23 protein-coding genes, 1 pseudogene and 1 other annotated feature are annotated in these 24,258 nt (G+C 40.5%); of the genes and pseudogenes, 23 read left to right on the top strand and 1 reads right to left on the bottom strand.

Annotated features, from left to right (window positions below; translation table 11 throughout):
* From HMPREF2613_RS03130 to deoD, 4 genes are all read left to right on the top strand, one after another.
* Complete coding sequence (locus tag HMPREF2613_RS03130; protein WP_070478898.1) at nt 1-561, top strand: DUF1697 domain-containing protein; 561 nt, start codon at nt 1-3, stop codon at nt 559-561.
* Nucleotides 558-1,367, top strand: a complete 810-nt coding sequence (locus HMPREF2613_RS03135; protein WP_070478900.1) for a purine-nucleoside phosphorylase — start codon at nt 558-560, stop codon at nt 1,365-1,367. Before HMPREF2613_RS03130 ends, HMPREF2613_RS03135 begins: the two co-directional genes overlap by 4 nt.
* Before the next feature lie 2 nt (nt 1,368-1,369).
* On the top strand, nt 1,370-2,653 hold the full coding sequence (locus HMPREF2613_RS03140) for a chloride channel protein (protein WP_070478903.1): 1,284 nt from the start codon (nt 1,370-1,372) through the stop codon (nt 2,651-2,653).
* A gap of 697 nt (nt 2,654-3,350) precedes the next feature.
* Nucleotides 3,351-4,061, top strand: a complete 711-nt coding sequence (deoD, locus tag HMPREF2613_RS03145) for a purine-nucleoside phosphorylase (protein WP_000022093.1) — start codon at nt 3,351-3,353, stop codon at nt 4,059-4,061.
* A gap of 32 nt (nt 4,062-4,093) precedes the next feature.
* Here the strand turns inward: deoD and pavA are convergent, their stop codons facing one another.
* Nucleotides 4,094-5,749: an Rqc2 family fibronectin-binding protein PavA gene (gene pavA, locus HMPREF2613_RS03150; protein WP_070478905.1), complete on the bottom strand. Its 1,656-nt coding sequence runs from the start codon at nt 5,747-5,749 to the stop codon at nt 4,094-4,096.
* Nucleotides 5,750-5,853: 104 nt separating this feature from the next.
* Here pavA and ybeY point away from each other — a divergent pair, with 104 nt between their 5' ends.
* The 19 genes and pseudogenes from ybeY to ppc all read left to right on the top strand — a co-directional run bounded on the left by ybeY (nt 5,854) and on the right by ppc (nt 23,883).
* Nucleotides 5,854-6,351 (top strand): rRNA maturation RNase YbeY, encoded by a 498-nt coding sequence (gene ybeY / locus HMPREF2613_RS03155; protein ID WP_000275156.1) that lies wholly within the window; start codon nt 5,854-5,856, stop codon nt 6,349-6,351.
* Nucleotides 6,332-6,727, top strand: a complete 396-nt coding sequence (locus HMPREF2613_RS03160; protein WP_000378165.1) for a diacylglycerol kinase family protein — start codon at nt 6,332-6,334, stop codon at nt 6,725-6,727. The genes ybeY and HMPREF2613_RS03160 overlap by 20 nt, the downstream gene beginning before the upstream one ends.
* Before the next feature lie 16 nt (nt 6,728-6,743).
* Nucleotides 6,744-7,643 carry a GTPase Era gene (gene era / locus HMPREF2613_RS03165; RefSeq protein WP_070478908.1) on the top strand — a complete coding sequence of 300 codons (900 nt, stop codon included), beginning with the start codon at nt 6,744-6,746 and terminating at the stop codon, nt 7,641-7,643.
* Between the two features lie 48 nt (nt 7,644-7,691).
* Nucleotides 7,692-8,516, top strand: a complete 825-nt coding sequence (gene mutM / locus HMPREF2613_RS03170; RefSeq protein WP_070478910.1) for a DNA-formamidopyrimidine glycosylase — start codon at nt 7,692-7,694, stop codon at nt 8,514-8,516.
* Nucleotides 8,516-9,121 carry a dephospho-CoA kinase gene (gene coaE / locus HMPREF2613_RS03175; RefSeq protein WP_070478913.1) on the top strand — a complete coding sequence of 202 codons (606 nt, stop codon included), beginning with the start codon at nt 8,516-8,518 and terminating at the stop codon, nt 9,119-9,121. The genes mutM and coaE overlap by 1 nt, the downstream gene beginning before the upstream one ends.
* Nucleotides 9,108-10,311 (top strand): annotated as a pseudogene (locus HMPREF2613_RS03180) (multidrug efflux MFS transporter). Before coaE ends, HMPREF2613_RS03180 begins: the two are co-directional and overlap by 14 nt.
* On the top strand, nt 10,311-10,460 hold the full coding sequence (rpmG, locus tag HMPREF2613_RS03185; RefSeq protein ID WP_001809104.1) for a 50S ribosomal protein L33: 150 nt from the start codon (nt 10,311-10,313) through the stop codon (nt 10,458-10,460). The pseudogene HMPREF2613_RS03180 and the gene rpmG overlap by 1 nt, the downstream one beginning before the upstream one ends.
* 39 nt (nt 10,461-10,499) lie before the next feature.
* A complete protein-coding gene (secG, locus tag HMPREF2613_RS03190) occupies nt 10,500-10,733 on the top strand; it encodes a preprotein translocase subunit SecG (protein ID WP_000282517.1) in 234 nt (77 codons plus the stop codon).
* A gap of 100 nt (nt 10,734-10,833) precedes the next feature.
* Nucleotides 10,834-13,188 carry a ribonuclease R gene (gene rnr / locus HMPREF2613_RS03195; protein ID WP_070478916.1) on the top strand — a complete coding sequence of 785 codons (2,355 nt, stop codon included), beginning with the start codon at nt 10,834-10,836 and terminating at the stop codon, nt 13,186-13,188.
* Complete coding sequence (gene smpB, locus HMPREF2613_RS03200; RefSeq protein ID WP_001051750.1) at nt 13,151-13,618, top strand: SsrA-binding protein SmpB; 468 nt, start codon at nt 13,151-13,153, stop codon at nt 13,616-13,618. Before rnr ends, smpB begins: the two co-directional genes overlap by 38 nt.
* A 15-nt stretch (nt 13,619-13,633) precedes the next feature.
* Nucleotides 13,634-14,494, top strand: coding sequence for an SAM-dependent methyltransferase TehB (gene tehB, locus HMPREF2613_RS03205; protein ID WP_070478918.1), 861 nt, complete (start codon nt 13,634-13,636; stop codon nt 14,492-14,494).
* Between the two features lie 118 nt (nt 14,495-14,612).
* Nucleotides 14,613-14,801 (top strand): type II toxin-antitoxin system HicA family toxin, encoded by a 189-nt coding sequence (locus HMPREF2613_RS03210; protein WP_049491803.1) that lies wholly within the window; start codon nt 14,613-14,615, stop codon nt 14,799-14,801.
* A gap of 27 nt (nt 14,802-14,828) precedes the next feature.
* The gene (locus HMPREF2613_RS03215) at nt 14,829-15,206 is read left to right on the top strand and encodes a type II toxin-antitoxin system HicB family antitoxin (protein WP_070478920.1); all 378 of its coding nucleotides are present in this window, start codon (nt 14,829-14,831) and stop codon (nt 15,204-15,206) included.
* 77 nt (nt 15,207-15,283) lie between these two features.
* Nucleotides 15,284-16,237, top strand: coding sequence for a competence protein CoiA (locus tag HMPREF2613_RS03220; RefSeq protein WP_070478923.1), 954 nt, complete (start codon nt 15,284-15,286; stop codon nt 16,235-16,237).
* An 18-nt stretch (nt 16,238-16,255) separates the two neighbouring features.
* The gene (gene pepF / locus HMPREF2613_RS03225; RefSeq protein WP_070478926.1) at nt 16,256-18,058 is read left to right on the top strand and encodes an oligoendopeptidase F; all 1,803 of its coding nucleotides are present in this window, start codon (nt 16,256-16,258) and stop codon (nt 18,056-18,058) included.
* A 1-nt stretch (nt 18,059) separates the two neighbouring features.
* Nucleotides 18,060-18,773: an O-methyltransferase gene (locus HMPREF2613_RS03230; protein WP_083279212.1), complete on the top strand. Its 714-nt coding sequence runs from the start codon at nt 18,060-18,062 to the stop codon at nt 18,771-18,773.
* A 66-nt stretch (nt 18,774-18,839) separates the two neighbouring features.
* Complete coding sequence (gene prsA, locus HMPREF2613_RS03235) at nt 18,840-19,778, top strand: peptidylprolyl isomerase PrsA (protein ID WP_070478928.1); 939 nt, start codon at nt 18,840-18,842, stop codon at nt 19,776-19,778.
* Nucleotides 19,779-19,938: 160 nt separating this feature from the next.
* Nucleotides 19,939-21,162, top strand: coding sequence for a cell division peptidoglycan polymerase FtsW (ftsW, locus tag HMPREF2613_RS03240; RefSeq protein WP_070478930.1), 1,224 nt, complete (start codon nt 19,939-19,941; stop codon nt 21,160-21,162).
* A gap of 24 nt (nt 21,163-21,186) precedes the next feature.
* Nucleotides 21,187-23,883, top strand: a complete 2,697-nt coding sequence (gene ppc / locus HMPREF2613_RS03245; protein WP_070478933.1) for a phosphoenolpyruvate carboxylase — start codon at nt 21,187-21,189, stop codon at nt 23,881-23,883.
* 96 nt (nt 23,884-23,979) lie between these two features.
* Nucleotides 23,980-24,197, top strand: a binding site (T-box leader).
* The last annotated feature ends 61 nt before the right edge of the window (nt 24,198-24,258 follow it).

Below are 24,258 nucleotides of genomic sequence, written 5' to 3' on the forward strand. Positions count from 1 at the left end.
ATGACGCGCTATGCTTTGCTGGTGAGAGGTATTAATGTTGGTGGCAAGAATAAGGTCGTCATGACGGAGCTTCGTCAAGAATTGACAGAGTTGGGACTGGAAAAAGTTGAGACCTACATCAACAGTGGCAATATTTTCTTTACTTCGACAGATGCCAAAGCCCAATTGGTTGAAAAGTTAGAGGATTTCTTTGCAGTCCATTATCCATTTATTCAGAGCTTTTCTATACTGAGTCATGAAGATTATGAAGAAGAGCTGAAGAATCTGCCAGATTGGTGGACCAAAGACCTAGCTCGAAAAGATGTCCTCTTCTACACGGAGAGCTTGGATGTGGATCAAGTGATCGAGAAAGTAAACGGTTTGGAACTGGTAGATGAAGTCGTTCATTTTGGAAGACATGGGATTTTCTGGGGGAAATTTTCTGAAGAATCTTACTATGCAACTGCCTATCACAAGCACTTGCTCAAGATGCCTTTCTATCGCAACATCACCATTCGCAATGCAAAAACCTTTGACAAAATCGGTCAAATGCTAAAAAATAATAAAGGAGACACACAATGACATTTTTAGACAAAATCAATGAAACAGCTGCCTTCCTGAAAGACAAGGGAATCGCAGCCCCTGAGTTCGGACTAATCCTTGGATCAGGACTTGGAGAATTGGCAGAAGAAATCGAAAATCCAGTTGTAGTAGACTATGCAGATATTCCAAACTGGGGCCGTTCAACAGTAGTCGGTCATGCTGGGAAGTTGGTATATGGTGAATTGGCAGGGCGCAAGGTCTTGGCTCTTCAAGGTCGCTTCCATTTCTACGAAGGTAATCCTCTTGAAGTTGTGACTTTCCCAGTTCGTGTGATGAAAGTTCTCGGATGTGAAGGTGTCATTGTGACTAATGCAGCAGGTGGTATTGGATATGGCCCTGGAACTTTGATGGCTATCTCAGACCATATCAACATGACGGGGCAAAACCCATTGATGGGTGAAAATTTGGATGATTTTGGTCCACGTTTCCCAGATATGTCTAAGGCCTACACACCAGAATACCGTGCTACTGCCCATGAAGTGGCTAAAAAACTTGGTATCAAGCTTGATGAAGGTGTCTATATTGGTGTAACTGGTCCGACTTATGAAACTCCAGCAGAAATTCGTGCCTATAAGACACTGGGAGCGGATGCAGTTGGTATGTCCACTGTTCCTGAAGTGATTGTGGCAGCCCATTCAGGTTTGAAAGTCCTGGGAATTTCATGTATTACTAACTTTGCAGCTGGATTCCAAGAAGAACTCAACCACGAAGAAGTTGTAGAAGTGACCGAACGTGTTAAAGGCGACTTTAAAGGATTGCTTAAAGCGATTCTTGCAGAATTGTAATCATGTTAAAAGAATTGAGGAGAATTTTTCGAAAGATTCCTTATAATCTTAGATTGTTTCTAGCAGTAATTCTGCTAGGAATAGTTTCGGGTTTATCTGGTATATTTCTCCATCATCTTTTAGAGATAGTAGAGAGTCTAGCTTTTGGTCATTCAGAGCATCAAACTGGGTTCTTGACAGATGGGGTTTCCTCCTCACAGATAGGATTAAGTTTAATAATTGTGGGTATCAGCTCATCCTTGGTCTGGTATTTCTTGCAAAAAGGGTCGAAGATTTATTCCATCAAAGCTCAGATGAAGGATGAGACTTCACAATACAAGCTACATTTTCTAAAACAGCTATTTCATTCAATTTGGCAGATCATTGCAGTTGGAGGGGGAGCCTCTATTGGCAAAGAAGCTGCACCACGAGAGATTGGAACTCTATTTGCAGGGCCAATTGGAAAAATATGTTTTCTCTCTAAGAAGGATCAAATCTTTCTCCTTGCTTGTGGTGCTGGTGCTGGTTTAGCGACTGTCTATCAGGTTCCATTAACAAGTGTCTTCTTTGTTTTTGAAACCCTAGGAATTGCTCTATCTATTAAACGATTTGTCTTAATCGGTTTGACTACCTATTTTTCAACCTATATAGCAGGCTTGGTTATTTCAGATCAGGCTCTCTACCAGATTCCAGCCCTCTCATGGTCATTAAAGGAAATATGGATTATTCCCTTATTACTTCTTTTCTTAACTCCACTAGCTTGTTTTTTTGGTCGCTTAAGTAAAGAAGTGTCTTCAAACAGGATAAAAGATAAACGAATACTTCTCACATTGCCCTTAGCTTTTCTTTTTCTTGCTGGGTTGGCAAGTTATTTTCCACATCTACTTGGCAATGGACGCATGATGGCTCAGGAAATTTTAAATGGTAGCAGTGCCCAAACAGTGCTTCTCATGTTTTTCCTAAAAGCAGTGGTCGTTCTTATTATCCTTTGGGCAGGGGCCTATGGTGGTACTCTTACGCCATCTTTTGCCTTGGGGATGGCTGGAGCTGGTCTCTTGGGCATGATTCTAGGTTTGGACAGTCAGCCAACCATTTTACTTTTGGGATCTGTTTGCTTTTTATCTGTGACCTTGAGGGCACCCATTTCTGCAACCGGATTAGTTATAGGTTTCACTGGGCTAGGTATAGATTCTCTTCTGTATCTCTTAGTAACAGCTGTTTTAGCCTATGAATTTGCAAAAATGTTAGACCACTTTCCTTGTGCTAGCATACTGTGTCAGAAGTCAAATAATAAAGTAATTAGGTAGGAAATGCCCATTTCTTCTAGTCAATGATTTGATTTAAAAGATTAAAAAAACTCTCAATTTATTTATAACTGTTTTAAATAAAAATGAAGTAGGCCTATTGGAATCATGATTGAATCCGATTTTTTCTAGCTATGAAATGTAAAAATAATAAAAAGAAAGGTAGAGCGAGATGTTCTGATTTGAACGCGAGCGGAAAACTTTTCTAAAAACTCAGAAGAGAAGGGGAGTTCGGGCTTGAATAGAAGCCGCTCTAAGCTTCTCAATATCATCAAAATTAAGAAAGAAAGGAATTGAACCCACCCTAAAAGCAGTGAGAAAAAGATAGTTGGTCTAGAGAGCATCGCTCACTACACCCAACTCCTATTTTCCCTTTGCTTTTTGACGGGTTTGGTATCTTTCTGATTATAAATTTTAGAATAAAGAAAGGATGGGTTAACTGTATTCATTGAACTGAATACGGGCGGAGAACTGTGTAAAAAAGATAAACTGTCTAGCATCTGAGATGCTTCGTCAGTTTCCTATTTTCACTTTGTTCTCTGTCGCTATCCTGAATATAAAAAAAGAAAGGTAGAGCGTGTGTTCTGATTTGAACACGAGCGGAAAACTTGGAAAATAGATAATCTGACTGAGAAATCAGGATTTCTCGTCAGATTCCTAATTTTCAGTCGTTTTCTTGTCGCTCTTTGAATCATAAATTATGTCTATCCATATTGCTGCTCAGCAGGGTGAAATTGCTGATAAAATTCTTCTTCCTGGGGATCCTCTTCGTGCTAAGTTTATTGCGGAGAATTTCCTTGAAGATGCTGTTTGTTTTAACGAAGTGCGTAACATGTTTGGTTACACTGGTACTTACAAGGGCCACCGTGTATCTGTCATGGGAACTGGGATGGGGATGCCATCGATTTCGATTTATGCGCGTGAGTTGATTGTTGACTACGGTGTGAAGAAATTGATTCGTGTGGGAACTGCAGGTTCTTTGAATGAAGATGTCCACGTTCGTGAATTGGTTTTGGCACAGGCAGCTGCAACCAACTCTAACATCATCCGCAATGACTGGCCACAGTACGATTTCCCACAAATCGCTAGCTTTGATTTGTTGGATAAGGCTTATCATATTGCCAAAAATCTTGGTATGACCACCCACGTTGGGAATGTTTTGTCTTCTGATGTCTTTTATTCAAACTACTTTGAAAAGAACATCGAGCTTGGTAAATGGGGAGTCAAGGCTGTGGAAATGGAAGCAGCAGCACTTTACTATCTGGCAGCACAACACCATGTTGATGCGCTAGCTATTATGACTATCTCTGATAGCTTGGTCAATCCAGATGAAGACACGACTGCAGAAGAACGCCAAAATACTTTCACTGATATGATGAAGGTCGGATTGGAAACCTTGATTGCAGAGTAAAATGTAAAAGAAAATCCTGATTTCAAGTAAAATCAGGATTTTTTCATGGATGCAATTTTTTCTGGGTCTGGTGTGACACGGAGGGTCTTTTGCCCGGTGTAGGTGACAAAGCCTGGTTTTCCGCCAGTTGGTTTGTTGAGTTTCTTGACTTCAATCATATCTACCTGCACCAGATTTGACAGGCGACCTTGAGAGAAGTAGGCTGCAAGTTCTGCTGCGTCTGTCTTGACTTCATCAGATGGGTCAAGGTTGCCTGAGATGACAACGTGGCTTCCAGGGATATCCTTGGCATGGAACCAAAGTTCCTCCTTGCGGGCCATTTTAAAGGTTAGTTCTTCATTTTGAAGGTTATTGCGTCCGACATAGATGATGGTCTTGCCATCGCTGGCCAGATACTGTTCTGGTTTCTTGCGTTTCTGGATTTTCTCTCGCTGTCTTCTGCGGATAAAGCCTGTTTGGATCAATTCTTCACGGATTTCAGCGATTTCTTCTAGTCCAGCTTGGTTGAGGACCGTTTCTACACTTTCCAGATAGAGAATGGTTGCCTTGGTTTCTTCAATCAGATCAGTCAAGTATTTGACAGCTTCTTTTAATTTCTGATAGCGTTTGAAATAGCGTTGGGCATTCTGGTTGGGAGTCAAGGCCTTATCAAGAGCAATGGTGATAGGTTGGTTAGTATAGTAGTTGTCTAGGATAACCTGGTCTTGGTCGTTAGGCACTTGATGGAGGAAGGTTGTCAGCAATTCTCCTTTTTGACGAAATTCTTCAGCGTTGTCTGTCGCCAGTAACTCTTTTTTCTGTTTTTTTAGCTTATGTCGATTTTTTTGAAGTTCATTTTCAACACGACGAATGAGTTCACTGGCTTGCTGTTTGACGCGGTCGCGCTCAGCCTTATCCTTATAGTAGGTGTCCAACAAATCAGAAAGACTGGCAAAAGGCTCTCCCACCTGATTTACAAAAGGAACTGGACTGAAGGAAGTCTCAGTCAAGCATGGTTTGGTTTCTTGATTGAAAAAGTTTCGGAAAGTGGAAAGTTTTTCACTAACCAGTATGCTTTCCAATTCATTTGCCGTATCGCGTCCCAGACCTTGAAAGAGGCTTTGAAGATTTTTAGCTGTCGTTTCCTGTGTTTGCAGGATTTCAAAGAGTTTCTCGTTCTTGATTGTAAAAGGATTGAGAGATTCCGTACTTGGCGGAGCGATGTAGGTCGACCCAGGAAGCAAGGTACGGTAGCTATTTTGTGAAAAGCCAACATGTTTGATGACTTCGAGGATTTTGTGGCTGCTTTTATCGACCAGTAGAATATTACTGTGTTTACCCATGATTTCGATAATCAAGGTAGCCTGAATATGGTCTCCAATCTCGTTTTTATTAGAAACCGTAATTTCAACAATACGGTCATTTTCCACCTGCTCAATCGATTCAATCAGGGCACCCTGCAAATATTTTCTCAAAACCATGATAAAGGTAGAAGGTTGAGCTGGATTTTCAAAAGTCGTTTGGGTCAGCTGAATGCGTCCAAAAACAGGATGGGCAGAAAGGAGCAGGCGATGGCTTTGGCGATTGCTGCGGATTTGCAAGACCAACTCTTGTTCAAAAGGCTGATTGATTTTCTGAATGCGACCGTTCACTAACTCTCTTTGCAATTCCTCAACCATGTGGTGTAAAAAAAATCCGTCAAATGACATCGTTCTCTCCTTGTGATTGTATTCCATAGTATTATATCAAAAAGGTAGAATAAAATCATGGAAATGTGGTATAATAAAGCCAAGTAAAGAGAAACGAGAAGCACATGTATATTGAAATGGTAGATGAAACTGGTCAAGTTTCAAAAGAAATGTTGCAACAAACCCAAGAAATTTTGGAATTTGCAGCCCAAAAATTAGGTAAAGAAGACAAGGAAATGGCAGTTACCTTTGTGACTAATGAACGTAGTCATGAACTCAATCTGGAGTATCGTGACACGGACCGTCCGACAGATGTCATCAGCCTTGAATATAAGCCAGAGTTGGAAATTGCCTTTGACGAGGAAGATTTACTTGAAAATCCAGAATTGGCAGAGATGATGTCTGAGTTTGATGCCTATATTGGGGAACTGTTCATCTCTATCGATAAGGCACATGAGCAGGCTGAGGAATATGGCCACAGCTTTGAGCGTGAGATGGGCTTCTTGGCAGTACACGGCTTTTTACATATCAACGGCTATGATCACTACACTCCGGAAGAAGAAGCGGAGATGTTCGGTTTACAAGAAGAAATTTTGACAGCCTATGGACTCACAAGACAATAAACGAAAATGGAAAAATCGTGACCTGATATCCAGTTTAGAATTTGCTCTCACAGGAATTTTTACTGCCATCAAGGAAGAACGCAATATGCGAAAACATGCAGTGACGGCTCTTGTAGTCATTCTTGCAGGTTTTGTTTTTCAGGTGTCACGAATCGAATGGCTCTTTCTCCTATTGAGCATTTTCTTGGTAGTAGCCTTTGAGATTATCAACTCTGCTATTGAAAATGTAGTGGATTTGGCCAGTCACTATCACTTTTCCATGCTGGCTAAAAATGCCAAGGATATGGCGGCTGGCGCGGTATTAGTGGTCTCTCTTTTCGCAGCCTTAACAGGTGCATTGATTTTTCTCCCACGAATCTGGGATTTAATATTTTAAACAGTAAGAGGAAATTATGACTTTTAAATCAGGCTTTGTAGCCATTTTAGGACGTCCCAATGTTGGGAAGTCAACTTTTTTAAATCACGTTATGGGGCAAAAGATTGCCATCATGAGTGACAAGGCGCAGACAACGCGCAACAAAATCATGGGAATTTACACGACCGATAAGGAGCAGATTGTCTTTATCGACACACCAGGGATTCACAAGCCTAAAACGGCCCTTGGAGATTTCATGGTAGAATCTGCCTATAGCACTCTTCGTGAAGTGGACACCGTTCTTTTTATGGTGCCTGCGGATGAGGCGCGTGGTAAGGGAGACGACATGATTATCGAGCGTCTTAAGGCTGCCAAGGTCCCTGTCATTTTGGTGGTGAACAAGATTGATAAGGTTCATCCAGACCAGCTTTTGTCTCAGATTGATGATTTCCGTAATCAGATGGATTTCAAGGAAATTGTTCCAATTTCAGCCCTTCAGGGAAATAATGTCTCACGTTTAGTTGATATTTTGAGTGAAAATCTGGACGAAGGTTTCCAGTATTTCCCGTCTGATCAAATCACAGACCATCCAGAACGTTTCTTGGTTTCAGAAATGGTTCGCGAGAAAGTTTTGCACCTAACTCGTGAAGAAATTCCGCATTCTGTTGCGGTGGTTGTTGATTCTATGAAACGAGATGAAGAGACAGACAAGGTGCACATTCGTGCAACCATCATGGTCGAGCGTGATAGTCAAAAAGGGATTATCATCGGTAAAGGTGGCACTATGCTTAAGAAAATTGGGACTATGGCCCGTCGTGATATCGAACTCATGCTAGGGGATAAGGTTTTCCTAGAAACTTGGGTCAAGGTCAAGAAAAACTGGCGTGATAAAAAGCTAGATTTGGCTGACTTTGGCTATAATGAAAAAGAATACTAAGTAGAGGTGGGCTCATGCCTGCTTCTTGTTTTTACAGAAGGAGGATTTATGCCTGAATTACCTGAGGTTGAAACCGTTCGTCGTGGCTTGAAAAAATTGATTCTGAGTAAAAAGATTTCGAGTATAGAAATTCGTTATCCCAAGATGATTAAGACAGATTTGGACGAGTTTCAAAAGGAAGTACCTGGTCAGATTGTTGAGTCAATGGGACGTCGTGGAAAATATTTGCTTTTTTACTTGACAGACAAGGTCTTGATTTCCCATTTACGGATGGAGGGCAAGTATTTTTACTATCCGGACCAGGTTCCTGAACGCAAGCATGCCCATGTTTTCTTTCAGTTTGAAGATGGTGGCACGCTTGTTTATGAGGATGTTCGCAAGTTTGGTACTATGGAACTCTTGGCGCCTGACCTTTTGGAAGCCTACTTTATTTCTAAAAAACTAGGGCCTGAACCAAGTGAACAAGAATTTGATTTGCAGGCCTTTCAAGCTGCTCTAGCCAAGTCCAAAAAACCTATCAAATCCCACCTTTTAGACCAGACTTTGGTAGCTGGCCTTGGCAATATCTATGTGGATGAGGTTCTCTGGCGAGCTCAGGTTCATCCAGCTAGACCTTCACAGAGTTTGACTGCAGAAGAAGCTTCAGTGATTCATGACCAGACCATTGCTGTATTGGGACAGGCTGTTGAAAAAGGTGGTTCCACCATTCGGACCTATACCAATGCCTTTGGGGAAGATGGAACCATGCAGGATTTTCATCAAGTCTATGATAAGGCTGGTCAAGAATGTTCACGTTGTGGCACCATCGTTGAGAAAATCCAACTAGGTGGACGAGGAACCCATTTTTGTCCTCAGTGTCAAAGGAGGGACTGATGGGAAAAATCATTGGAATCACTGGGGGAATTGCCTCTGGTAAGTCAACCGTGACAAATTTTCTAAGAAAGCAAGGCTTTCAAGTGGTGGATGCCGACGCTCTTGTTCACCAACTACAGAAACCTGGTGGTCGTCTGTTTCAGGCTCTAGTCCAGCACTTTGGGCAAGAAATCATCCTTGAAAGCAGAGAACTCAATCGCCCTCTCCTAGCTAGTCTCATCTTTTCAAATCCTGAAGAACAGGAATGGTCTAAGCAAATCCAAGGAGAGATTATCCGTGAGGAACTAGCTACATTAAGAGACCAATTGGCTCAGACAGAAGAGATTTTCTTCATGGATATTCCCCTACTTTTTGAGCAGGACTACGTCTCTTGGTTTGATGAGACTTGGTTGGTCTATGTGGACCGAGATGTCCAAGTAGAACGCTTAATGAAAAGGGACCAGTTGTCCAAAGATGAAGCTGAGTTTCGTCTGGCAGCCCAGTGGCCTTTAGAGAAAAAGAAATATTTGGCCAGCCATGTTTTAAACAACAATGGAAATCAGGACCAGCTTCTTACTCAGGTGTTCTCCCTGCTTGAGGGAGGTAGCGAAGATGACAGAGATTAACTGGAAGGATAATCTGCGCATTGCCTGGTTTGGTAATTTTCTAACTGGAGCCAGTATTTCCTTAGTTGTGCCTTTTATGCCCATATTTGTGGAAAATCTAGGTGTAGGGAGTGATCAAGCTGCTTTTTATGCAGGTTTAGCTATTTCTGTCTCTGCCATTTCTGCGGCTCTATTTTCTCCTATCTGGGGCATCCTTGCTGACAAATACGGTCGAAAGCCCATGATGATTCGAGCAGGCATGGCCATGACCATCACTATGGGAGGCTTGGCCCTTGTGCCAAATATCTATTGGTTAATCTTTCTTCGTTTATTAAATGGTGTATTTGCAGGATTTGTTCCTAACGCCACAGCCTTGATAGCTAGTCAGGTTCCCAAGGAGAAATCAGGCTCTGCCTTAGTTAGGTACTTTGTCTACAGGCGTAGTTGCAGGTACTCTCACTGGTCCCTTTATCGGGGGATTTATTGCAGAATTATTTGGCATTCGTACTGTTTTCTTACTAGTTGGTAGTTTTCTATTCTTAGCTGCTGTTTTAACTATTTGCTTTATCAAGGAAGATTTTCAACCAGTAGCCAAGGAAAAGGCTATTCCAACAAAGGAATTATTTACCTCGGTCAAATATCCCTATTTTTTGGTCAACCTCTTTCTGACCAGTTTTGTCATCCAATTTTCAGCCCAATCAATCGGCCCTATCTTAGCTCTGTATGTACGCGATTTAGGGCAGACAGAGAATCTTATTTTTGTCTCTGGTTTGATTGTATCCAGTATGGGCTTTTCTAGTATGATGAGTGCAGGAGTCATGGGCAAGCTAGGTGATAAAGTGGGCAACCATCGCCTCTTGGTTGTAGCCCAGTTTTATTCAGTTATCATCTATCTCCTCTGTGCCAATGCCTCTAGCCCCTTTCAACTAGGACTCTATCGTTTCCTCTTTGGCTTGGGAACCGGTGCTTTGATTCCCGGAGTTAATGCCCTTCTCAGCAAGATGACGCCCAAAGCTGGTATTTCGAGGGTCTTTGCCTTCAATCAGGTATTCTTTTATCTGGGAGGTGTCGTTGGGCCTATGGCAGGTTCTGCAGTAGCAGGTCAATTTGGCTACCATGCAGTATTTTATGCGACAAGCCTTTGTGTTGCCTTTAGTTGTCTCTTTAACCTGCTTCAATTTCGAACATTATTAAAAGTAAAGGAAATCTAGTGCGAGTAAAAATTAATCTCAAATGCTCCTCTTGTGGCAGTATCAATTACCTAACCAGTAAAAATTCAAAAACCCATCCAGACAAGATTGAGGTTTTAAAGTATTGTCCCAAGGAAAGAAAAGTAACCCTACATCTTGAATCTAAGTAGATTTTATGGTAAAATAATAGGGATTTTAAGGAGTTTGATATGTATAACCTATTATTAACCATTTTATTAGTATTATCTGTTGTGATTGTGATTGCGATTTTCATGCAACCAACTAAAAACCAATCCAGCAATGTATTTGATGCCAGCTCAGGTGATTTGTTTGAACGCAGTAAAGCACGCGGTTTTGAAGCTGTAATGCAGCGTTTGACAGGGATTTTAGTCTTTTTCTGGCTAGCCATTGCCTTAGCATTGACGGTATTATCAAGTAGATAAGAAAATAATGGGCAGGACTAGGTCTTTGCCTCTTTTTATTTTTAAAGGATGTTTGAGAAGGTTTTACAGTAAAAGAAAATAAAAAATCTAGAAAGAAAATATGAAAGACAGAATAAAAGAATATTTACAAGATAAGGGAAAGGTAACTGTCAATGACTTGGCTCAGGCTTTGGGAAAAGACGGGTCCAAGGATTTTCGTGAGTTGATTAAAACCTTGTCCTTAATGGAAAGAAAGCACCAGATACGCTTTGAAGAAGATGGAACTTTGACTTTGGAAGTCAAGAAAAAACATGAGATTACTCTCAAGGGGATTTTTCATGCCCATAAAAATGGCTTTGGCTTTGTTAGTCTGGAAGGCGAGGAGGACGATCTTTTTGTAGGAAAAAACGATGTTAACTATGCTATTGATGGTGATACCGTCGAGGTAGTGATTAAGAAAGTCGCTGACCGAAATAAAGGAACAGCAGCCGAAGCGAAAATTATTGATATATTAGAACACAGCTTGACAACAGTTGTCGGCCAAATCGTTCTAGATCAGGAAAAACCCAAGTATGCTGGTTACATCCGTTCAAAAAATCAGAAAATCAGCCAACCGATTTATGTCAAGAAACCAGCTCTAAAACTAGAAGGAACAGAAGTTATCAAGGTCTTTATCGACAAATATCCAAGTAAGAAACATGATTTCTTTGTCGCGAGTGTCCTCGATGTGGTGGGGCACTCGACGGATGTCGGAATTGATGTTCTTGAGGTTTTGGAGTCTATGGACATTGTCTCAGAATTTCCAGAGGCTGTTGTCAAGGAAGCAGAAAGTGTGTCTGATGCTCCATCTCAAAAGGATATGGAAGGTCGTATGGATTTGAGAGATGAGATTACCTTTACCATTGATGGTGCTGACGCCAAGGATTTGGACGATGTGGTGCATATCAAGGCCTTGAAAAATGGAAATCTGGAGCTTGGTGTTCACATCGCAGATGTTTCTTACTATGTGACCGAGAGTTCTGCCCTTGACAAGGAAGCCCTTAACCGCGCGACTTCTGTCTATGTGACAGACCGTGTGGTACCAATGCTTCCAGAACGACTGTCAAATGGCATCTGCTCTCTCAATCCCCAAGTGGACCGCCTGACCCAGTCTGCCATTATGGAGATTGATAAACATGGTCGCGTGGTCAATTACACCATTACACAAACAGTTATCAAGACCAGTTTTCGTATGACCTATAGCGATGTCAATGATATCCTAGCAGGTGACGAGGAGAAGAGACAAGAGTATCAGAAAATTGTTCCAAGTATCGAACTCATGGCCAAGCTCCATGAAATTTTAGAAAACATGCGTGTGAAACGTGGAGCCCTCAATTTTGATACCAACGAAGCCAAGATTTTAGTGGATAAACAGGGTAAGCCTGTTGATATCGTTCTTCGTCAGCGTGGTGTTGCCGAGCGCATGATTGAGTCCTTCATGTTGATGGCCAATGAAACAGTTGCCGAGCATTTCAGCAAGCTGGATCTACCTTTCATCTATCGAATTCACGAGGAGCCTAAGGCTGAAAAAGTTCAGAAGTTTATTGATTATGCTTCGAGTTTTGGCTTGCGCATTTATGGGACTGCCAGTGAGATTAGCCAGGAGGCCCTTCAAGACATCATGCGTACTGTTGAGGGAGAACCTTATGCAGATGTATTGTCCATGATGCTTCTTCGCTCTATGCAGCAGGCTCGCTATTCGGAGCACAACCACGGCCACTATGGATTAGCAGCAGATTACTATACTCACTTTACTAGTCCTATTCGTCGTTATCCTGACCTTCTTGTTCACCGTATGATTCGTGATTACGGCCGTTCTAAGGAAATAGCAGAGCATTTTGAGCAAGTGATTCCAGAGATTGCGACCCAGTCTTCCAACCGTGAACGTCGTGCCATTGAGGCTGAGCGTGAAGTCGAAGCCATGAAAAAGGCTGAGTACATGGAAGAATACGTGGGTGAAGAGTATGATGCAGTTGTATCCAGCATTGTCAAGTTTGGTCTCTTTGTTGAATTGCCAAACACAGTTGAAGGCTTGATTCACATCACAAATTTACCTGAATTTTATCATTTCAACGAACGTGATTTGACTCTTCGTGGGGAGAAATCGGGAACAACCTTCCGTGTCGGACAGCAGATTCGCATTCGGGTTGAAAGAGCTGATAAGATGACGGGCGAAATTGACTTTTCTTATATTCCAAGTGAATTTGATGTGATTGAAAAAGGCTTGAAACAGTCTAGTCGCAATGATAGAGGGCGTGGTTCAAGTCGTCGTTCAGATAAGAAGGAAGATAAGAGAAAATCAGGACGCTCAAATGATAAGCGCAAGCATTCACAAAAAGACAAGAAGAAAAAGGGCAAGAAACATTTTTACAAGGAAGTAGCTAAGAAAGGAGCCAAGCATGGCAAAGGGCGAGGGAAAGGTCGTCGCACAAAATAAAAAGGCACGCCACGACTATACTATCGTAGATACGTTAGAGGCAGGGATGGTCCTGACTGGAACTGAAATCAAGAGTGTACGAGCAGCTCGAATCAATCTCAAGGATGGCTTTGCCCAAGTAAAAAATGGAGAAGTTTGGTTGAGCAATGTTCATATCGCTCCTTACGAAGAGGGCAATATCTGGAACCAGGAACCAGAACGTCGTCGCAAACTCCTGCTCCATAAGAAACAAATCCAAAAATTAGAACAAGAGACCAAAGGGACAGGAATGACCCTGGTTCCTCTTAAAGTTTATATCAAAGATGGATATGCCAAGCTCCTTTTAGGTTTAGCTAAAGGGAAGCATGACTATGATAAACGGGAGTCAATCAAACGTCGTGAGCAGAATCGCGATATTGCGCGCGTGATGAAAGCTGTTAATCAGCGATAAAAAGAGGAAATGAAAATGGAAAAACTAGTTGCCTATAAACGTATGCCTTTGTGGACTAAAGAAACCATGCCAGAGGCTGTTCAGCAAAAGCACAATACCAAGGTTGGGACTTGGGGAAAGATTACTGTTTTAAAAGGAACTCTCAAGTTTATTGAATTGACAGAGGATGGTAAGGTTTTAGCTGAGCACCTCTTTGAAGCAGGGGCTGACAATCCCATGGCACAACCACAAGCCTGGCACCGAGTAGAGGCTGCTACAGACGATGTAGAATGGTATTTGGAATTTTATTGTAAACCTGAGGATTATTTTCCTAAGAAATACAATACCAATCCTGTTTATTCAGAGGTCCTAGAGGCTATGCAGAAAGTAAAACCAGGGAAAGCCTTAGATTTGGGCTGTGGTCAAGGCCGTAATGCTCTCTTTCTAGCCCAGCAAGGTTTTGATGTGACAGCTGTGGATCAAAATGAATTATCTCTTGAAATCTTGCAAAGCATTGTGGAGCAGGAAGACCTGGATATGCCTGTTGGCCTTTACGATATCAATTCATCCAGTATTGGGCAAGCGTATGATTTCATCGTATCGACAGTTGTTTTGATGTTTTTGCAAGCAGACCGCATTCCTGCAATTATCAAAAATATGCAGGAGCATACCACGGTCGGTGGTTATAATCTTATCGTTTGTGCCATGGACACGGAGGATTATCCTTGCTCGGTTAACTTCCCATTCACTTTTAAAGAAGGGGAATTGGCAGACTACTACAAGGACTGGGAATTGATTAAGTACAATGAAAATCCAGGCCATCTTCACCGTCGCGATGAGAATGGCAATCGTATTCAACTACGCTTTGCGACCATGCTAGCTAAGAAAATCAAATAAACATGAATGAAGATTAGGAAATTTCCTGATCTTTTTTCTTTTCTACGAATAGATAAGATAGAAGAATTGACAAAAATACGCATTATAAGTATAATTTTAGATAGAAAGGTGACGATAAATGCCAATCACAGGTAAGGAAATGGTAAAATTAGCTCTTGCAAATGGATGGATTGAAGTTCGTAAGAGAGGAAGTCATCATCATTTTAAGAAAGAAGGGGTTCCCTATCTTGTCACTATTCCAGTTCACGGTAATGAGGATCTAGGAAAAGGTTTAGAGAGAAAAATATTAAAAGATTTGGGATTATAGTTGATTTGGAAATTGTGGAGGTGTATTATGCTAAAATCTTATCCTGCTATTTTTCATAGAGAAGGCACTGGATACTGGGTTGAATTTCCTGAATTTGGAGGCGGGACTGAAGGAGCAACGATTGAACTTGCAATGAAAAATGCTCGGGAAATGCTTGAGAGTGTTTTAGCTTCTTATATTGATGAAGGACTGGCTTTGCCTACTCCTAGTGACATTGCTGAGTTGAAAGCTCCTGATGGATTTGTGACTTTGATTCAGGTCAATCCCTTGCCTTTCGTAAAGAATAATAAAGCGATTCGAAAAAATGTTACGGTTCCAGAGTGGCTAGTCAGACTTGCAGATCGTGAGAAAGTGAACTATTCTGAAGTGTTGACACAAGCTCTTGAAAATCGCTTGCAACTCTAAAATTATAGAGTGATGAAGATTAGGAAATTTCCTGATCTTTTTCTTTTTTACGAATAATATAGAAAAGGAGAGAAATCATGTTTGTTGCGAGAGATGCTAGGGGAGAATTGGTAAATGTGTTAGAGGATAAACTTGAGAAGCAAGCATACACCTGCCCAGCTTGTGGAGGTCAGCTCCGTTTGCGTCAAGGACCAAGTGTCCGGACCCATTTTGCCCACAAAACCTTAAAAGACTGTGATTTTTCCTCTGAAAATGAAAGTCCAGAACACCTGGCAAATAAAGAATCACTTTATCACTGGTTGAAAAAAGATACAGAAGTGCAATTAGAATACCCTCTTCCAGAGCTTAAACAGATTGCAGATGTATTTGTAAATGGCAATCTAGCTTTAGAAGTTCAGTGTAGTCCCTTGCCACAGAAACTTCTTAAAGAGCGTAGCGAGGGCTATCGTAGTCAGGGTTACCAAGTACTGTGGTTACTGGGAGAAAAACTTTGGCTCAAGGAGCGTTTGACTCGTCTGCAACAAGGTTTTCTCTATTTTAGTCAAAACATGGGATTTTATGTTTGGGAATTAGACAGTGAAAAACAAGTTTTAAGACTCAAATACCTGATTCACCAAGATCTCCGCGGTAAACTCCATTATCAAATCAAGGAATTTCTCTATGGTCAAGCTAGTTTATTGGAAATATTGCGTTTCCCTTATAAGAAACAAAAAATATCTCATTTTACAGTTTCTGAGGATAAGGACATCTGTCGCTATATTCAGCAACAACTGTACTATCAAAATCCCTTTTGGATGAAAGAACAAGCAGAAGCATATCAAAAGGGAGAAAATCTCCTGACTTATGGGCTAAAAGAATGGTATCCACAAATAAGACCACTAGTAGGTAATTTTTGCCAAATTGAGAAAGATTTGACTCGCTATTATCAGTATTTTCAAATCTATTACCAAGAAAATCCTCAAAATGATTGGCAAAAGCTTTATCCACCAGCCTTTTATCAGCAATATTTCTTGAAAAATATGGTAGAATAGAAAAGATGGAGGAATCTAATGGTATTACAAAGAAATGAAATAAATGAAAAAGATACATGGGATCTATCAACGATTTACCCAACTGACCAGGCTTGGGAAGAAGCCTTAAAAGATTTAACAGAACAATTGGAGAAAGTAGCCCAGTATGAAGGACATCTCCTGGATAGTGCGGATAGCCTACTAGAAATTACTGAATTTTCTCTTGAAATGGAACGCCAAATGGAGAAACTTTACGTTTATGCTCATATGAAGAATGACCAAGACACACGTGAAGCCAAGTACCAAGAGTACTATGCCAAGGCCATGACTCTCTATAGCCAGCTAGACCAAGCCTTTTCATTCTATGAGCCTGAATTTATGGAAATTAGTGAAAAGCAGTATGTTGACTTTTTAGAAGCTCAGCCAAAATTGCAGGTTTATCAACACTATTTTGACAAGCTTTTGCAAGGCAAGGAACACGTTCTATCACAACGCGAAGAAGAATTATTGGCTGGAGCTGGAGAAATCTTTGGTTCGGCAAGTGAAACCTTCGCTATCTTGGACAATGCGGATATTGTGTTCCCTTATGTCCTCGACGATGATGGTAAGGAAGTTCAACTCTCTCATGGGACTTACACACGTTTGATGGAGTCTAAAAACCGTGAGATTCGTCGTGGTGCCTATCAAGCCCTTTATGCGACTTATGAACAATTCCAACATACCTATGCCAAAACCTTGCAAACCAATGTTAAGGTGCAAAACTACCGTGCCAAAGTTCGCAACTATAAGAGCGCTCGTCATGCAGCTCTCGCAGCGAATTTTGTTCCAGAGAGTGTTTATGACAATTTGGTAGCAGCAGTTCGCAAGCATTTGCCACTCTTGCATCGTTACCTTGAGCTTCGTTCAAAGATTTTGGGGATTTCAGACCTCAAGATGTACGATGTCTACACACCGCTTTCATCTGTTGAATATAGTTTTACCTACCAAGAAGCCTTGAAAAAAGCAGAAGATGCCTTGGCAGTCTTGGGTGAGGATTACTTGAGCCGTGTCAAACGTGCCTTCAGTGAGCGTTGGATTGATGTTTACGAAAATCAAGGCAAGCGTTCAGGGGCTTACTCTGGTGGCTCTTACGATACAAATGCCTTTATGCTTCTTAACTGGCAGGACAATCTGGACAATCTCTTTACTCTTGTTCATGAAACAGGTCACAGTATGCATTCAAGCTATACTCGTGAAACTCAGCCTTATGTTTACGGAGATTATTCTATCTTCTTGGCTGAGATTGCCTCAACTACCAATGAAAATATCTTGACGGAGAAATTATTGGAAGAAGTGGAAGACGACGCAACGCGCTTTGCTATTCTCAATAACTTCCTAGATGGTTTCCGTGGAACAGTTTTCCGCCAAACTCAATTTGCTGAGTTTGAACACGCTATTCATCAAGCAGACCAAAATGGTGAAGTCTTGACAAGTGATTTCTTAAATAAACTCTACGCAGACTTGAACCAAGAGTATTATGGTTTGAGTAAGGAAGACAATCCTGAAATCCAATACGAGTGGGCACGCATTCCACACTTCTACTATAACTACTATGTATACCAATATTCAACAGGTTTTGCAGCAGCCTCAGCTTTGGCTGAAAAGATTGTTCATGGTAGTCAAGAAGACCGTGACCGTTATATCGACTACCTCAAGGCAGGTAAGTCTGACTATCCACTTAATGTCATGAGAAAAGCTGGTGTTGACATGGAGAAGGAAGACTATCTCAACGATGCTTTTGCAGTCTTCGAACGTCGCTTAAATGAGTTTGAAGCCCTTGTTGAAAAATTGGGATTGGCATAAGATGGTTGAATCGTATAGTAAAAATGCCAACCATAACATGCGTCGTCCTATTGTCAAAGAAGAAATTGTGGACTTGATGCGTCAGCGCCAAAAGCAAGTCACAGGATCTTTGAAAGAATTGGAAGACTTTGCTCGCAAGGAAAATATTCCCATTATTCCTCATGAAACGGTTGCTTATTTCCGTTTTCTCATGGAAACCATGCGGCCTAAAAATATTCTGGAAATTGGGACGGCTATCGGTTTTTCAGCCCTCTTGATGGCTGAACATGCGCCAAATGCTAAGATTACAACCATTGACCGCAATCCAGAAATGATTGGATTTGCCAAGGAAAATTTCGCCCAGTTTGACAGTCGCAAGCAAATTACGCTCCTAGAAGGAGATGCGGTAGATGTCTTATCTACCTTGACAGAGTCCTATGATTTCGTCTTTATGGATTCAGCCAAGTCTAAATACATCGTCTTTCTGCCAGAAATCCTCAAACATTTGGAAGTTGGTGGTGTGGTTGTCTTGGATGATATTTTTCAAGGTGGTGATGTTGCCAAGGACATTATGGAGGTTCGTCGTGGCCAGCGAACTATTTATCGAGGCCTTCAAAAATTATTTGATGCAACTTTAGACAATCCAGGACTCACTGCAACATTAGTACCTTTAGGGGACGGCATTCTCATGCTTCGTAAAAATGTAGCAGATGTTCAATTGCTTGACAGCGAATAATTTTCAGAAAAATTTAAGAAAATATAGTAAAATAGATAGGGTAACACTTATCTCAAAGGAGTAGACATGAAGAAAAAACTATTGGCAGGTGCCATTACACTATTATCAGTAGCAACTTTAGCAGCTTGTTCGAAAGGTTCAGAAGGGGCAGACCTTATCAGCATGAAAGGGGATGTCATCACAGAACATCAATTTTATGAGCAAGTAAAAATCAATCCTTCGGCCCAACAAGTCTTGTTGAACTTGACTATTCAAAAAGTATTTGAGAAGCAATATGGCTCAGAGGTAGATGACAAAGAAATCGATGAAATCATTTCTGGAGAAGAAAAACAATATGGTGAGAATTACCAACGTGTCTTATCACAATCAGGTATGACTCTTGAAACACGTAAAGCACAAATTCGTACAAGTAAATTAGTTGAATTTGCAGTTAAAAAGGCTGCAGAAGCTGAATTAACTGATGAAGCCTATAAGAAAGCATTTGAGAACTATACTCCGGACGTAACTGCTCAAATTATTCGTTTTGATAATGAAGATAAGGCTAAAGAAATTCTTGAAAAAGCTAAGGCTAGTGATGCAGACTTTGCTCAATTAGCTAAAGATAACTCAACTGATGAGAAAACCAAAGCGAATGGTGGTGAAATCACTTTTGATTCAGCTTCAACAGAAGTACCAGATCAAGTTAAGAAAGCAGCTTTTGCCTTGGATGTTAACGGCATTTCTGATGTCATTACAGCTACTGGTACTCAAGCATACAGCAGTCAATATTACATTGTAAAACTCATTAAGAAAACAGAAAAATCATCTAATATCGATGACTACAAAGAAAAATTGAAAACTGTTATCTTGACTCAAAAACAAAATGATGCATCATTTGTTCAAAGTATTGTCGGAAAAGAATTGCAAGCAGCCAATATCAAGGTTAAAGACCAAGCCTTCCAAAATATCTTTACCCAATATATCGGTGGTGGCGATTCAAGCTCAAGTAGTTCTTCAAAAGAATAAAACAGAAAAGAGCCAAGCGCTCTTTTTCTTATGAGAAAATCTTCTATCCTAAGGGTAAGAGTTTTTTTCTTTCGGAAAAAATGGTATAATAGCAATCAAAACTAGAAAATAAACGGAATTTGGGAACAATTTCTTTTGTTCTCATTAGATTGGTGATACTATGAAGATTAGTAAGAGGCACCTGTTAAACTATTCTATTCTAGTTCCTTACTTACTTTTATCTATTTTGGGCTTGATTGTAGTCTATTCTACAACCAGTGCCATTCTTATCGAAGAAGGTAAAAGTGCCCTCCAATTGGTTCGAAGTCAGGGAATGTTTTGGATACTTAGTTTAATATTGATTGCCTTGATATATAAGCTGAAACTGAATTTTTTAAGAAAAGAACGACTGCTATTTATTGTTATGTTTGTTGAGCTGATTCTTTTGGCTCTGGCTCGCTTAATTGGTACGCCAGTCAATGGAGCCTATGGTTGGATTTCAGTAGGACCTTTGACCATTCAGCCAGCTGAGTATTTGAAGATTATCATCGTCTGGTACTTGGCCCAACATTTCTCAAAACAACAGGATGAAATTGGGATTTACGATTTTCAAGTTTTAACTCAAAATCAATGGATTCCTCGTGCTTTTAATGATTGGCGCTTCGTCCTACTAGTAATGATAGGAAGTTTAGCTATTTTCCCAGATTTGGGGAATGCGACCATACTAGCTCTGGTCGCCTTGATTATGTATACAGTTAGTGGAATTGCTCATCGTTGGTTTATAGCCTTTATCGGTGTATTATTTGGAGTTTCAGCCCTATCCTTATCAGCTATTTCTATGATCGGGGTTGATAAGTTTTCAAAAGTTCCAGTATTTGGTTACGTTGCTAAGCGTTTCAGTGCCTACTTTAATCCCTTTGCCGATTTGGCAGGGTCAGGCCACCAACTTGCAAATTCCTACTTTGCCATGGTAAATGGTGGGTGGTTTGGTCTAGGCTTAGGAAATTCAATCGAAAAACGTGGTTATTTACCAGAGGCCCATACAGACTTTGTATTTTCAATTGTTATTGAAGAGTTTGGATTTGTGGGAGCCAGCTTGATTTTAGCACTTGTCTTTTTCCTGATTTTACGAATTATCCTAGTCGGTATTCGTGCTAAGAATCCCTTTAATTCCATGATGGCGATTGGGGTTGGGGGGATGATGCTGGTACAGGTATTTGTCAATATCGGTGGAATTTCTGGCATTATTCCTTCGACAGGAGTAACCTTCCCCTTCTTATCACAAGGAGGGAATAGTCTTCTGGTCTTGTCTGTAGCCATCGCCTTTGTCTTAAATATTGATGCAAGTGAAAAACGTGCCCAATTGTATGAGGAGTTAGAAGCTCACTCATCAAACTATATGTAGAGCTGAGAGTGGAAAGGATTACCTATGTCTCTTCAAAAATTAGAAAACTATAGTAATAAAGCTGTCGTGCAAGAAGAAGTATTGATTTTAACAGAATTGTTAGAAGATATCACTAAAAATATGCTTGCCCCAGAGACTTTTGAAAAAATCATGGAGTTGAAAGAATTATCAACTCAAGAAGATTATCAAGGCTTGAACCAATTGGTTACTAGTCTGACAAATGATGAAATGGCATATATTTCACGTTATTTCTCTATCTTGCCCCTCTTGATTAATATCTCAGAAGACGTTGATTTGGCCTATGAAATCAACCACCAAAATAATATCGATCAAGATTATCTTGGTAAGTTATCAGCAACTATCAAAATGGTTGCAGAAAAAGAAAATGCGGTTGAAATTCTAGAACACTTGAATGTTGTCCCTGTTTTGACTGCCCATCCAACACAAGTACAACGTAAGAGTATGTTGGATTTGACAAACCATATCCATACACTTTTGCGTAAGTACCGTGATGTGAAGTTAGGCTTGATTAATAAGGAAAAATGGCATAATGATCTCCGTCGTTACATTGAGATTATCATGCAAACAGACATGATTCGTGAAAAGAAATTGAAAGTAACCAATGAAATCACGAATGTTATGGAATACTACAATAGTTCATTCCTGAAGGCAGTTCCTCATTTGACTGCTGAGTACAAACGTCTGGCTAAAAAACATGGCTTGGAGTTGAAACATCCAAAACCAATTACCATGGGAATGTGGATTGGTGGAGACCGTGATGGGAATCCTTTTGTTACAGCAGATACCTTGAAACAATCTGCTATGACTCAGTGTGAAGTCATCATGAACTACTATGATGAAAAGATTTATCAGCTTTATCGTGAGTTCTCTCTCTCAACCAGTATTGTCAATGTGAGCAAGCAAGTCAGAGAAATGGCTCGTCAGTCTAAGGATAATTCTATTTATCGTGAAAAAGAGCTATACCGTCGTGCCTTGTTTGATATTCAATCAAAAATCCAAGCGACAAAAGCTTATTTGATTGAGGATAAGGAAGTTGGAGCTCGCTATGAAACAGCTAATGATTTTTATAAGGATTTAATTACCATTCGTGATTCCCTCTTGGAAAACAAGGGTGAAGCACTGATTTCTGGTGATTTTGTTGAGCTGATTCAGGCAGTTGAAATTTTTGGTTTTTATTTGGCTTCTATCGACATGCGTCAAGATTCTAGTGTTCATGAAGCCTGCGTAGCAGAACTTTTGAAATCAGCAGGTATTCATTCTCATTATAGCGAACTAAGTGAAGAAGAAAAATGCCAGCTTCTCTTGAAAGAATTAGAGGAAGATCCACGTATTCTTTCTGCCACTTACGTTGAAAAATCAGAGTTACTTGAAAAAGAATTGGCCATCTTTAAAGCTGCTCGTAAGTTGAAAGATAAGTTGGGTGATGATGTTATTCGTCAAACTATCATTTCACATGCAACCAGCGTATCAGACATGTTGGAATTGGCTATCTTGCTAAAAGAAGTAGGGTTAGTTGATAAAGAAAGAGCCCGTGTCCAAATTGTTCCTCTCTTTGAAACAATTGAGGACTTGGACCACTCAGAAGAAACCATGAGAGAATATCTTTCTCTTCCTCTGGCCAAGAAATGGATTGCTTCACGCAATAACTATCAAGAAATCATGTTGGGCTACTCTGACAGTAATAAAGATGGTGGTTACCTATCATCATGTTGGACCCTCTACAAGGCTCAACAACAATTGACTGCAATTGGAGACGAATTTGGTGTTAAGGTTACCTTCTTCCATGGCCGTGGTGGTACTGTTGGTCGTGGTGGTGGACCAACCTATGAGGCGATCACATCTCAACCGCTCAAGTCTATTAAGGATCGTATCCGCTTGACGGAGCAGGGTGAAGTAATCGGGAATAAATACGGAAACAAAGACGCAGCCTACTATAACCTTGAAATGCTAGTATCTGCAGCCATTAACCGTATGATTACTCAGAAGAAGAGTGATACCAATACCTCAAATCGTTATGAAGCTATTATGGACCAAGTGGTGGACCGTAGTTACGATATCTACCGTGATTTGGTCTTTGGTAATGACCATTTCTATGATTATTTCTTCGAGTCAAGTCCAATCAAGGCTATTTCAAGCTTTAACATTGGTTCACGTCCAGCCGCTCGTAAGACTATTACTGAAATCGGTGGTTTGCGAGCTATCCCTTGGGTATTCTCATGGTCGCAAAGTCGTGTCATGTTCCCTGGCTGGTATGGGGTTGGTTCAAGCTTCAAGGAATTTATCGATAAAAATCCAGAGAATATCGCTATCTTACGAGATATGTATCAAAACTGGCCTTTCTTCCAATCACTTCTTTCAAATGTTGACATGGTCTTGTCAAAATCAAATATGAATATTGCTTTTGAATATGCCAAACTTTGTGAAGATGATCAAGTAAAAGCAATTTATGAGACTATTCTAAATGAATGGCAAGTTACTAAGGAAGTCATCTTGGCTATCGAAGGTTACGATGAACTCTTGGCGGAAAATCCATATCTAAAAGCAAGTTTGGATTACCGTATGCCTTACTTTAATATCCTTAACTATATCCAGTTGGAATTGATTAAACGTCAACGCAGAGGGGAATTATCAAGCGATCAAGAAAAATTAATCCATACAACCATCAACGGAATTGCAACAGGATTGCGTAATTCTGGCTGATACCTTTCAAACTTCCTCTTTTTCATAGGGGAAGTTTTTGAATATTTCAAAAAAATTCTCAAAGAGTCTTGACAAGTAGTTGAAAAATGATATAATTTAACCATTCAGAAAAGTAATCATATAAACTTTTTAGAGAGTCTGTGGTAGCTGAAAACAGATAAGTGATGATGATGAAAATTGGGCTGAATGTTATTTAGAATTTGAAATCATAAAAATTCGGTGAGCACACCTTACAGTGCATCTCGTTATTGCGAGACAGAGCGATAGGGAAATTCCCTATAATTGAGGTGGTACCGCGCATCGACGTCCTCACACAAGTTTTTTGTGTGAGGATTTTTTTGTTGGAGGTTAGTATGGAAAGAAAACGATGGCGTC

This window comes from Streptococcus sp. HMSC070B10 (assembly GCF_001808665.1).
Lineage (GTDB): Bacteria > Bacillota > Bacilli > Lactobacillales > Streptococcaceae > Streptococcus.